The following is an 11,241-nucleotide window of genomic DNA, read 5'->3' on the forward strand; positions in this document are numbered from 1 at the left end:
GACTCGGCCGCCTCCGCGGGCGCGTCCGCGCCGTCCAGGTGCACACCGCCACGGGTGCGGCGCCGGACCCGGCGGTTGCGCGCGGGACGCTCCTCCGCGGCGGGGGCCGGGGCCACCGGTCTCACCCAGGTCCTCGACCTCCTCGGCGGCGAGCCCGGCCCGGGTGCGCTCGGCGCGCGGCAGCACACCGGTGGTGCCCTGGGGGATGCTCAGCAGCTCATAGAGGTGCTCGGAGGTGGAGTACGTCTCCTCCGGCTCGTTGAACGGCAGGTCCAGCGCCTTGTTGATCAGCTGCCAGCGCGGGATGTCGTCCCAGTCGACGAGCGTGATCGCGATGCCCGAGGCACCCGCGCGACCCGTACGGCCGATGCGGTGCAGATAGGTCTTCTCGTCCTCGGGCGACTGGTAGTTGATCACATGCGTGACGCCCTCGACGTCGATGCCGCGCGCGGCGACGTCGGTGCACACCAGCACGTCGACCTTGCCGTTGCGGAAGGCGCGCAGGGCTTGCTCGCGCGCGCCCTGGCCGAGATCGCCGTGGACCGCGCCGGAGGCGAAGCCACGGCGCGAGAGCTGATCGGCGATATCGGCGGCGGTGCGCTTCGTACGGCAGAAGATCATCGCGAGGCCGCGGCCGTCGGCCTGGAGCACCCGCGCCACGACCTCCGGCTTGTCCAAGGAGTGGGCGCGGAAGACATGCTGCGTGATGTTGGCCACGGTCGCGCCCTCGTCGTCCGGCGCGGTGGCACGGATGTGCGTGGGCTGCGACATGTAGCGCCGGGCCAGCGAGATGACCTGGCCCGGCATGGTGGCCGAGAAGAGCATCGTCTGGCGCTTGGCGGGCAGCAGCTGGATGATCTTCTCGACGTCGGGCAGGAAGCCCAGGTCGAGCATCTCGTCGGCCTCGTCCAGGACGAGCGCCTTGACGGCGGAGAGCCGCAGCTTCTTCTGGCCCGCCAGGTCCAGCAGCCGGCCCGGGGTGCCGACGACCACGTCGACGCCCTTCTTCAGGGCCTCGACCTGCGGTTCGTAGGCGCGGCCGCCGTAGATCGACAAAACGCGGACGGCGCGGACCTTACCGGCGGTCAGCAGGTCGTTGGTCACCTGCTGGCACAGCTCGCGGGTGGGGACGACCACGAGCGCCTGCGGGGCGTCGGTCAGCTGCTCGGGCTTGGCCCGGCCCGCCTCGACGTCCGCGGGGACGACGACGCGCTCCAGCAGGGGGAGGCCGAAGCCCAGCGTCTTGCCGGTGCCGGTCTTGGCCTGGCCGATGACGTCGGTGCCGGAGAGGGCGACCGGAAGCGTCATCTCCTGGATGGGGAACGGGGACGTGATGCCGACGGCTTCCAGGGCCTCGGCAGTCTCGGGGAGGATCCCGAGTTCTCGGAAGGTGGTCAGGATGCTTGCCTCTTCTGTGAGCGCGGCGGGAGGCGGCGAAGGGGGTCGCACGGCGCCCGGTTGCACCGGCCTTGGGGACGGCCGGTTCGGCGCGGGACCACGGCCTTCGCTCGAGCGCACACGCCGCGAGCGGGTCCCTCCTGCCGTGCGCATAGGTGATGCGCGCCGCGCGGAGGGCGGTCGGGTTTGGAGCCGATCGGGCCACCGACCGGGCATCCGCATTCGTGGAACAACCCGCCGATACTCGACGGGCGCATTTATCACTGTACCCCGTAAGCGCGCATCTGTGACCGGGCTGTCCGATGCGGGGCATCCGTGGGCATGGCTGACCAGGGCCTTCCCCGGGGCGCGGAGCGGGCTATTGTGCGCTCCATGGAGACGCCTGACACGCCTGAGACGCCCGCCGCGACCACCGGGGACCGCGCCGGGGACGACGCAGCTCCGGGGAAGGACGGCGGGGAGAAGGCCCCGGAGCCCACCGGGATCGCCGCCCAGGACTGGGACACGGCGGCCGCCGATCCGCAGTACCGGGCCGCCGTGGTGGATCTGCTCGGCGCCCTCGCGTACGGCGAGCTGGCCGCCTTCGAGCGGCTGGCGGAGGACGCGAAGCTGGCGCCCACCCTCGAGGACAAGGCGGAGCTGGCGAAGATGGCGTCCGCCGAGTTCCACCACTTCGAGCGGCTTCGGGGGCGGCTCTCGGCGATCGGCGAGGAGCCTACGGAGGCGATGGAGCCGTTCGCGGCGGCGCTGGACGGGTTCCACCGGCAGACCGCGCCGTCCGACTGGCTGGAGGGCCTGGTCAAGGCGTACGTGGGCGACTCGATCGCCAGTGACTTCTACCGCGAGGTCGCGGCCCGGCTGGACTCCGACACCCGCGATCTGGTGCTCCAGGTGCTGGACGACACCGGCCACGGCTCGTTCGCGATCGAGAAGGTGCGGGCCGCGATCGAGGCCGATCCGCGGGTCGGCGGGCGGCTGGCGCTGTGGGCGCGGCGGCTGATGGGCGAGGCGCTGTCGCAGGCCCAGCGGGTGGTCGCGGACCGCGACGCGCTCTCCACGATGCTGGTCGGCGGGCTGGCCGACGGCTTCGACCTGGCGGAGGTGGGCCGGATGTTCTCCCGGATCACCGAGGCCCACACCAAGCGGATGGCCGCCCTGGGGCTCGCCGCCTAGGTTCGAACGACTACGGAACGACGGACTCCGGCGGCCGGTGCCGCTCGGAGCCCGGTCGCCGGACAGGGGGCTGCGGGGCCTGGGCTTACGGCCTTACGGGTTACGGGCCTGCGGCCTTACGGTTCACGGGCCTGCGGCCGTACGGTTCACGGGCCTACGGCCTTACGCAGGGACCGAACGCCGGCGGCGCGCCCTGGCCGGGCGGATGAGCAGCGACAGCAGCGCCGCCGAGAAGCCGAGCGCGACGATCAGCACGGCCGCCGTGTGGCCCGAGCCCAGCACCGTATGGGTCAGCAGAGCGCCCAGAAGCGCGGCGGCCGGGCCTGTGGACAGGACGAGGGGGCGTGCGGGCAGCCTTCGGGGCATCCGGTGGAGCGCCCCGTACGCGATGACGAGACCGATCAGTGCCGAGGCGAGCGCTTCCCAGAACAGCATTGGCGCGTCCTTCCCGTGAGCGGACCGGGACCGATACGTGATCACGAGTCGGTCACGCCCGTCCTACCCGTGCCCGCCCGGAGGCAACCCTGTCCATGGGGGCGGTCTGTGGCGCGTGCCGAGCCGGGGGCGTGCGTGCGAGCGCAAACAGCGGCGGGGCCCGGTGGTCTTGCTCCACCGGACCCCGCCGCTGTGGGTGAATCCTCAGGCCGCGCCGAAACCGACCTTGCGGGCGGTCGGCTCGCCGAGCTCGACGTAGGCGAGCCGGTCGGACGGGACCAGGACCTTGCGGCCGTGGGCGTCCTCCAGGGTCAGCACCTGAGACTTGCCGCCGAGTGCCTCGGCCACCAGGCGCTCGACCTCCTCGGCAGACTGCCCGCTCTCCAAGGTGATCTCGCGGGGCGCGTGCTGCACGCCGATCTTGACCTCCACGGCCTTGTCCCTCCGACGGTCATTTGGGGTAGCGCGGCCATCCGCGCTGTACCCAGCACACATTAGCCCGGCCGGGACACCCGCCGGGGGCCGCGGGTGAACGCCGGCAGCGAACACGCCCGCCGCCGCGAACACGCCTCTTCGCGGCCGGGAACGGTTCCCCGGCCGCTCAGTGGCCGCGCTGGTCCGCCCCGCCGCGCTCAGCGGGTCCGCTCGGCGGTCCCGCTCAGTGGCCGCCCTCGGCCCCGTGCAGCGGGAAGCCCGCGATACCCCGCCAGGCCAGCGAGGTGAGCAACTGCACGGCGGTGTCCCGCGGCACGGCGCTCTCGCTGGAGAGCCAGTAGCGCGCGACCACCTGGGACACCCCGCCGAGGCCCACGGCCAGCAGCATCGACTCGTCCCGGGACAGCCCGGTGTCCTCGGCGATGACCTCGCAGATCGCCTCGGCGCACTGGAGCGAGACGCGGTCCACGCGCTCGCGCACCGCGGGCTCGTTGGTCAGATCGGACTCGAAGACGAGCCGGAAGGCGCCGCCTTCCTCCTCGACGTAGGCGAAGTACGCCTCCATGGTCGCCGCGACGCGCTGCTTGTTCTCGGTGGTCGAGGCGAGCGCGGTGCGCACCGCCTGGAGCAGGGCGTCGCAGTGCTGGTCGAGCAGGGCCAGATACAGCTCGAGCTTGCCCGGGAAGTGCTGGTACAGCACCGGCTTGCTGACCCCGGCGCGCTCGGCGATGTCGTCCATCGCGGCCGCGTGGTAGCCCTGCGCGACAAAGACCTCCTGAGCCGCCCCCAGCAGCTGATTACGTCGGGCTCGGCGCGGCAGGCGCGTACCCCGTGGGCGCGCCTCGGTCTGCTCGATGGCTGTCACGCCGCCTCCCAATGAATGATCCCTGTGCACGATGTCCATCGCGCCTGCCATCGTACTTTTGGGTAACAGTGCGGCGCGCTGTTCGTGCGGAGAATTTCATGTACCGGACTCTATGAAAAGCCCATAAATGGCGCTGGTCACCGGTAGTCCTCCTCGTTCTCCTCGACGATCCGTGCCTGCTCCGCCCGGTCGGCCTCGTTGGCTTCCATGGACTCGTCGGCCCTGGGCCGTTCGTCGCGGCGGGAGATCACCTCGCGGTGCTGTTCGACGGCGTCCGCCTCGGGAGCCTCGACATCGCGCGTGGCGGTCTCGTCGGCGTTCTCCACGGAGTCCTCGAAGGTGTCGGGGTCGGTTGGGTCGATGGACATGTACTCCCCTTCCCTGTTCCCTGTGGCGGCTTCGCACCGGCGGTCCGCCGGTGGTGGTTCGCCATTGGTGGGCGCCGGTGATGGGTTCCCACTTACGGCGGCTTTCCACCGACGGTTCCCAGTGGCGGCCATCCGGTGGTGAGCCAGTGGCAAGGTGATCGCCCCTGTGACTTACGAGCCTAGGAGAGGTCACTTTCGGACGCTACGTGGTCTGTGAGCGTGAACACACGGTCGCGCGCGTGATCGTCTCGTAACATTGCCGCATGTCTTCGACCGAGCCGCCGGAAGCCCGCATCGTCGCGGCGGTGCCGCCCGCGAGGTCCGTGCGAGTCGGAGCGGGGGAGAAGCTGCGGACCGCCGCCCTTCCGGGGCTCACGATGACCGTGCGCTCCCGTCCGCCGTCCGCCTCCGGGCTGCCGCCCGCGCTCTTCGTCCACGGCCTCGGCGGCTCCTCGCAGAACTGGTCCGCGCTCATGGAGCTGCTCGCCGACCGGGTGGACGGCGAGGCGCTCGACCTCCCCGGCTTCGGCGACTCCCCGCCGCCGGACGACGGCAACTACTCGATCACCGGCCATGCCCGCGCCGTGATCCGCTACCTCGACGCGCGGGACCGCGGTCCGGTCCATCTGGTCGGCAATTCGATGGGCGGCGCGATCGCCACCCGCGTCGCCGCGGTGCGGCCCGACCTGGTGCGCACCCTCACGCTCGTCTCGCCCGCGCTGCCCGAACTGCGCCCGCAGCGCACCGCGGTGCCGACCGGCCTGCTCGCGGTGCCCGGGGTGACCCGGCTGTTCACCCGCTTGACCAGGGACTGGGACGCGGAGCGGCGCACCCGCGAGGTGATGCTGCTCACCTTCGGCGATCCCTCCCTGGTCACCCGGGAGGCTTTCGCCCACGCCGTCGAGGAGTTCGAACGCCGACTCGGCCTCCCGTACTTCTGGGACGCGCTCACCCGCTCGGCGCGCGGTGTCGTCGACTCGTACACCCTGGGCGGTCAGCACTCCCTGTGGCGCCAGGCGGAGCGGGTGCTCGCCCCGACGCTGCTCGTCTACGGCGGCCGCGACCAGCTGGTGTCCGTAAGGATGGCGGATCGGGCCAACGCCACCTTCCGCGACTCGCGTCTGTTGACGCTGTTGGACGCCGGGCATGTCGCGATGATGGAGTATCCCGAAGCGGTGGCGCGCGGGATGCGCGAGCTGCTCGACGACGTTGATCAACGAGATGACCGGGACAGCCGGGAGGCGCGGGGGGCCGTACCGGTGTCCGGCGCGGACGGGAGCGGTGCGGCGCGTGGGTAAACACAGCGCACGTGGCAGCCAGGAGGGCCGGGAGCGCCGGTCCGCCGCGGCGGGCTCCGGCCAGGGGCAGGACTCGGGCCCCGAGTTCGTCGAGTACGGCACGTCCGGTGAGGCCCCGGCGGCCGACGGCGGCAGACCGGGGAACGGGCGCCGCCGGGCCGTACCGGGGCCCGGCGCCCCGGACCCCGGGGTCACCCCGCCGCAGGGCGTGCCGAGGCTGCCTTACGGTGCCGGCGGGCCCGCGGCGCGCACCAGGGGCGGACATCCCGAGCAGCGCGAGGCGGGCGGCGGCTGGGGCGCGGTCGGCGGCCGCGGCGGCGGTCCGGGCGGGGCCAGGGGTCCCGGTGGACCCGGCGGTCCGGGCGTTCCGGGCGGGGGCAGAGGCCCCGGTGGACCCGGCGGTCAGCGGCCCCCTTACGGCATGCGCACCATGAATCCGCCGCAGCGCCCGACCACGGGCGGCACGGGTGGCGCGGCCGGTCTGATGCCCGGTCCGCGCAAGGAGTACATCGAGGCGTTCGACGCCCCCGACGCGCTGGACTGCGACGGCGACGACGTCTTCGCCGCCGGTGCGCCGGCCGGCGTGCCCCCGCAGCGCCGTACGCAGCGGGCGGCCACCCCCTCCGGGGGGATCGGCGGCGGTTCGGGCGGCGACGGCGGAAACGGGCCGGACGACGACGAGCAGGAGCCCCCGGGCAAGGGGGCGCGCGGTGTCGCCAAGGGCGGTAAGGGCCGCACGTTCACCGGTATCGCCGCCGCGGCCGTGACCACCGTGCTGGCCGTCGTGGTGGCCGGACAGGTCGCGGGCGGACCGCAGGGCGGCGGCGGCAAGACGCAGGCCCAGGGCGGCTCGGAGCGCGGCGACGACGCCGCCTCCCGCGGCTCCCACGACGACGACGGCCGCGGTGCGGCCCGCTCGGCGAGCTCGCCCGCCCCCGTCACCTATGACGAGAAGATGGCGGCCCTCTATCCGCTCGACGCCAAGCTGCGCGGATCCGGCGCCTTCCAGACCGTCCGCGGGCACGACAAGGCGCCCGGCCGGGGCCAGGTGCTGCGCTACCGGGTCGATGTGGAGAAGGGGCTGCCGCTCGACGGCCAGCTGTTCGCCGAGGCCGTGCACAAGACGCTCAACGACGACCGCAGTTGGGGGCACGGCGGCGTTCGCACCTTCGAGCGGGTCTCGTCCGGGCATGCGGACTTCGTGATCACCCTCGCGAGCCCCGGGACCACGGCGGCGTGGTGCGCCAAGTCCGGCCTGGACACCACCGAGGACAACGTCTCCTGCGACTCGGCGTCCACCGAGCGCGTCATGATCAACGCCTATCGGTGGGCGCAGGGCGCCGCGACCTTCGGCGACGACAAGTTGCACTCCTACCGCCAGATGCTCATCAACCACGAGGTGGGCCACCGCCTCGGCCACAACCATGAGATCTGCTCCAAGCAGGGCGCGCTCGCGCCGGTGATGATGCAGCAGACCAAGTTCCTGTCGACGGACGGCGCCACCTGCCGCCCCAACGCCTGGCCGTTCCCCAAGGGCTGACGGGCCCGAACGGGCTCGTATAGCGCCTCGCAACGTCTGAATTCCCGATAGGTCACGTGCGTTCACCCCTTCCGGTGGTGCGACGGACAACCGTCCATCGCGCCATGGCCCTGCGCGCATAACGTGCTCCCGCTGCCTGACGGCGGCCGCCGCCGGTGACGACGGCAGACGAACGGCCCGTTTCGGAGATCGGGGGTGCGCTCATGCGCGTGGGACTGCTTACGGAGGGTGGCTATCCGTATGCGACCGGTGATGCGCGGGTGTGGTGCGACCGGCTGGTGCGCGGGCTCGCCCAGCATGAGTTCGAGGTGTACGCGCTCAGCCGCGGCCCCGGCCAGGAGGGCGCGGGCTGGGGCGGGCTGCCGCGGCACGTCGGCCGGGTGTGCACCGCGCCGCTGTGGGGAGAGCCCGAGCCCCGGCGGGGCGGTCGGGGCGGCCGTCGGCAACGACGGCGGTTCGCCGAGCACTTCGGGGAGCTGGCGGCGGCGATCAGCGCGCCTTACGGTTCCGGCGCGCCCCATGGCTCCGGCGTGCGTGGCTCCGATGCGCCCCAGGGTTCCGATGCGCCCCAGGACTCCGGTGTGCCCGGGTGCTCCACGGACCAGGCGGACCGTTTCGCCAATGGTCTCCACGGCCTCGCGGACCTGGCGGGGGAGTACGGCGGACTGTCCGCCGCGCTCCGCTCCGAGGACGCCGTAAGGACGCTGGAGCGGGCCTGCCGCACCCTCGGGGCGCCGCACGGCGCGCAGCGGGCGCGGGTCGCCGATCTGCTGACCGTCACCGAGGCCCTGGAGCGCGCACTGCGCCCGCTGTCGCTCGACTGGTACGGCGACGGCGCCGGAGGCGACCCGGGGCTGTCCGGAGTGGATCTGTGCCACGCCGCGACCGGCGGCGCGGCCGTCCTCCCCGGGCTGCTGGCCAAGCGCCGCTTCGGCACCCCGCTGCTGCTCACCGAGTACGGCGTACGGCTGCGCGAGTGCTATCTGGCGGGCGCGGCCGGTGCGGTCGGTGCGGTCGGTACGGTCGGTGCGGTCGGTACGGCCGGCCCGGAGGGCGGACGGCCGCTCTCCGGGCCCGTACGGTCGCTGCTGACCGCGTTCCACGGCCGGCTGGCCGCCGAGGCGTACGCGCGGGCGGACCTGATCACCCCCGGCAATACGCACACCCGCCGCTGGCAGGAACGGTGCGGCGCGGACCGGGAGCGGCTGCGCACCGTCTACCCGGGCATGGACGCCGCCCGCTTCGCGGAGGTCGGCGAACAGGGCGCGGCGCCGTCCGAAGGCGACGACCGGACGCTGGTGTGGGTGGGCCGGATCGAGCCCCCCAAGGACGTCATCGCCCTGCTGCACGCCTTCGCGGAGATGCGCCGGTGGCAGCCGGACGCACGGCTGAGGATCATCGAGACCCGGCGCGGCGAGGACCCGGAGCCGGACGGCTATCCGGCCCACTGCCGGGCGCTGGCCGAGCATCTCTTCCCCGACGAGGCGGCGGACGCCCACTCCGCCGGTGACAGCCCCGTCTCCTTCGAGCGGCTCGGCGACCCCGAGGTGCCGACCCTGGCCGACGCCTATGGAGCGGGCGGCGTCGTGGTGCTGTCCAGCGTGGTCGAGGGCTTTCCGGTCGGGCTGGTCGAGGCGATGTTCTGCGGACGGGCCACGGTGTCCACGGATGTGGGCGCGGTCTGCGAGGTCATCGGCGGCACCGGCCTCGTGGTGCCCCCGCGCAACCCCCGGGCGCTCGCGGACGCGTGCCTGGCGCTGCTGAGCGACGCCGAGCGCTGTGCGCGCCTGGGCGCCGCCGCTCGCGCCCGCGCGCTGGAGCTGTTCACCGTCGAGCAGAACGTCGCGGCCTTCCGCGGGATCTATCTGGAGCTGATGTCGCACTGCCCGGTGCCGCGTGAGGAGGTCGGCGAGGGCGGCGGGCCGCTGCCGTTCGCCCGCCCCGCCGAGGCCCATGTGCCGGGGCGCTGGACCGCGGGCCGCGACGGCGACGGCTCCGGGCACCGGCCGCCCGGCCCTGCCGCCTCCCGCCCCGCCCCGGAGCACACCCCCACCTGGGCCGGTCCACCGCCACGCGAGCCGCTGGGCGTGGGCCCGCGCCCGTCCGAGGAGGGCGCATGACCACGCCTTCCCGGTGGAACGGCCCGTTCGAGCCGACTTCCGCCGACAACGGCTTCGCCTCGGATCGCGGCCCCGCATCGGACCCGGGCCGGGCCTCGGATCGTGGCTTCGCCGACGACCGTGGCTTCGCCGACGATTGTGGCTTCGCTTCGGATCGCGGCCTTGCCGCCGACCGGAGCTTTGCCTCGGATCGTGGCTCCGCCTCCGACCGTGGCCCTGCCTTTGATCGCGGCCTTGCTTCGGATTGCGGCTTCGCTTCGGATCCCGGCCCCGCCTCCGACCGGAGCTTTGCCTCGGATCGTGGCTCCGCCTCCGACCGTGGCCCTGCCTTTGATCGCGGCCTTGCTTCGGATCGCGGCCTTGCCGCCGACCGCAGCTCTGCCGCCGACCGCGGCCCTGCCTCCGAGCGCGGCATCTCCGCCCTGTCCGGGGGCGCCCGGGTGCCGGTTTCCCGGGTGCCTGTCTCGCGTCGGCCGGACGAGGCGTCCGCGCGTACCGGGGCCGGGAAGGGGCAGGGGAAGGGGCGGCGAGGGCCCGCCGATCCGGTGCGGGCGCTGATGCACCGCCACCACGACCTGTGTGCCCGCGCCGTCGATCCGCTGGAGATCGCCGCCGGGCTGGAGGCCCACGGTGTGACGGACCGCACCGCCGCGCGCTTCCGCCACCGCGATGTCTTCTCGCTCGCCGAGGAGCTGTACGCCCGGGTGCCGCGCGCCGAGGAGCCCGCGCCCCCGGCCGCCCCCGCGCCGGGGCGCGCGCCTGGCGTGCGGATGACGCTCGCGGCGCTGTGGCTGCTGCCGGGTGCCCTGTGCGCGGCGACCGCCTCCGCCGCCCTCCGCGTCGATGCCATCCGTAAGGACACCACCGTCGGCCTCGCCCTGGGCGCGGGCGGTGCCGCCCTGACGCTCATCGCCCTGTGGCTGTGTCTGCGCCGCGGCCCCCTGCACGTCCGTGGGAGCGGGCGCGGGGGCCGTATCGCGCACGCCCTCGGGGCCGGCTGGCTGCTCGGGTACGCCGCCGCCGGGGACTGGTTGCTCACCGGGCTCCTCGACGGACGTCGCCCTTACGACGCGGCGCCCGCGGCCGAGGCCGCCGTCCTCCTCGCCCTGGCCGCCGCGCCCGCCGCCTGGTGCGCCCGCTGGTTCGCCGTCAGGGCGCGCCGCAGGCTGGCGGTCAGCCGTGGTCTGGAGGAGTTCGCCTCGGGGGTGCGCCCGCTGTTCGCGGGCGTGGTGACGGCCTTCCTCTGCGCTCTGACGGCCCCAGTGGTCGCGGCCCGGCTCACGGTGCCCGGATCGCCTCCCGCCGCGCCCCTCTCGATGGCCGAGGCCGCCGTCGTGGCGCTCTGCGGGTTGCTCTTCCTCGCCCGGCTGCTCGCCGTCCACGGCTTCCGGAGGGCCGCGCTCAGCGGCATCGCCGTGGCCTGCGCGGCCCAGGCCGTGGCCCTGGCGACGGCGGCGGCCGCCCGGCTGCCGGGCGCCGCGCCGCTCGGGGAGCCCGTGGCACGGCTGACCGCCGCCCAGGGCGCGGCCGCCGTCCTCCCGGCCGCCTGCGGCGCCCCCGCGCTCGGCCTGCTGGTTCACGCGCCCCGGGCCCCGGGCCGGGGCTCTGC

The 11,241-nt window shown here is 74.0% G+C and carries 9 protein-coding genes and 1 pseudogene; 5 read left to right on the plus strand and 5 right to left on the minus strand.

From position 1 onward, the window contains the following. A pseudogene (locus ABD329_RS46465) lies at positions 1-1,558 on the minus strand (DEAD/DEAH box helicase); the annotation flags it as partial. A gap of 203 nt (positions 1,559-1,761) precedes the next feature. Between ABD329_RS46465 and ABD329_RS46470 the strand changes: the two are divergent. Then, positions 1,762-2,571 (plus strand): ferritin-like fold-containing protein, encoded by an 810-nt coding sequence (locus tag ABD329_RS46470; protein ID WP_198276695.1) that lies wholly within the window; start codon positions 1,762-1,764, stop codon positions 2,569-2,571. A 162-nt stretch (positions 2,572-2,733) separates the two neighbouring features. On the opposite strand, the gene ABD329_RS46475 is transcribed toward ABD329_RS46470, so the two are convergent. From ABD329_RS46475 to ABD329_RS46490, 4 genes are all read right to left on the minus strand, one after another. Then, positions 2,734-3,006: a hypothetical protein gene (locus ABD329_RS46475; RefSeq protein WP_198276691.1), complete on the minus strand. Its 273-nt coding sequence runs from the start codon at positions 3,004-3,006 to the stop codon at positions 2,734-2,736. Between the two features lie 204 nt (positions 3,007-3,210). Further along, the gene (locus ABD329_RS46480; protein WP_037952266.1) at positions 3,211-3,438 is read right to left on the minus strand and encodes a DUF3107 domain-containing protein; all 228 of its coding nucleotides are present in this window, start codon (positions 3,436-3,438) and stop codon (positions 3,211-3,213) included. A gap of 226 nt (positions 3,439-3,664) precedes the next feature. Beyond that, positions 3,665-4,306 (minus strand): TetR/AcrR family transcriptional regulator, encoded by a 642-nt coding sequence (locus tag ABD329_RS46485; RefSeq protein WP_037952404.1) that lies wholly within the window; start codon positions 4,304-4,306, stop codon positions 3,665-3,667. 137 nt (positions 4,307-4,443) lie between these two features. Next, the gene (locus ABD329_RS46490; RefSeq protein ID WP_198276692.1) at positions 4,444-4,674 is read right to left on the minus strand and encodes a hypothetical protein; all 231 of its coding nucleotides are present in this window, start codon (positions 4,672-4,674) and stop codon (positions 4,444-4,446) included. A gap of 263 nt (positions 4,675-4,937) precedes the next feature. On the opposite strand from ABD329_RS46490, the gene ABD329_RS46495 reads away from it, so the two are divergent. The 4 genes from ABD329_RS46495 to ABD329_RS46510 all read left to right on the plus strand — a co-directional run. After that, the gene (locus ABD329_RS46495) at positions 4,938-5,972 is read left to right on the plus strand and encodes an alpha/beta fold hydrolase (protein WP_198276693.1); all 1,035 of its coding nucleotides are present in this window, start codon (positions 4,938-4,940) and stop codon (positions 5,970-5,972) included. Then, entirely contained in the window at positions 5,956-7,512 is a 1,557-nt protein-coding gene (locus tag ABD329_RS46500; protein ID WP_344318102.1) for a DUF3152 domain-containing protein, read from the plus strand. The genes ABD329_RS46495 and ABD329_RS46500 overlap by 17 nt, the downstream gene beginning before the upstream one ends. 203 nt (positions 7,513-7,715) lie before the next feature. Continuing rightward, a complete protein-coding gene (locus tag ABD329_RS46505; RefSeq protein WP_344318103.1) occupies positions 7,716-9,632 on the plus strand; it encodes a DUF3492 domain-containing protein in 1,917 nt (638 codons plus the stop codon). 455 nt (positions 9,633-10,087) lie between these two features. Then, positions 10,088-11,241 (plus strand): hypothetical protein (locus tag ABD329_RS46510; protein WP_344318104.1); only part of this gene is annotated, 1,154 nt, incomplete at its 3' end.

It is taken from the genome of Streptomyces javensis, assembly GCF_039525925.1.
In the GTDB taxonomy this organism is placed as follows: domain Bacteria; phylum Actinomycetota; class Actinomycetes; order Streptomycetales; family Streptomycetaceae; genus Streptomyces; species Streptomyces asiaticus.

Coding starts and splice junctions, on each gene's coding strand:
- ABD329_RS46505 (WP_344318103.1), top strand. CDS start 7,716: ATGCGCGTGGGACTGCTTACGGAGGGTGGCTATCCGTATGCGACCGGT.
- ABD329_RS46475 (WP_198276691.1), bottom strand. CDS start 3,006: ATGCTGTTCTGGGAAGCGCTCGCCTCGGCACTGATCGGTCTCGTCATC.
- ABD329_RS46490 (WP_198276692.1), bottom strand. CDS start 4,674: ATGTCCATCGACCCAACCGACCCCGACACCTTCGAGGACTCCGTGGAG.
- ABD329_RS46495 (WP_198276693.1), top strand. CDS start 4,938: ATGTCTTCGACCGAGCCGCCGGAAGCCCGCATCGTCGCGGCGGTGCCG.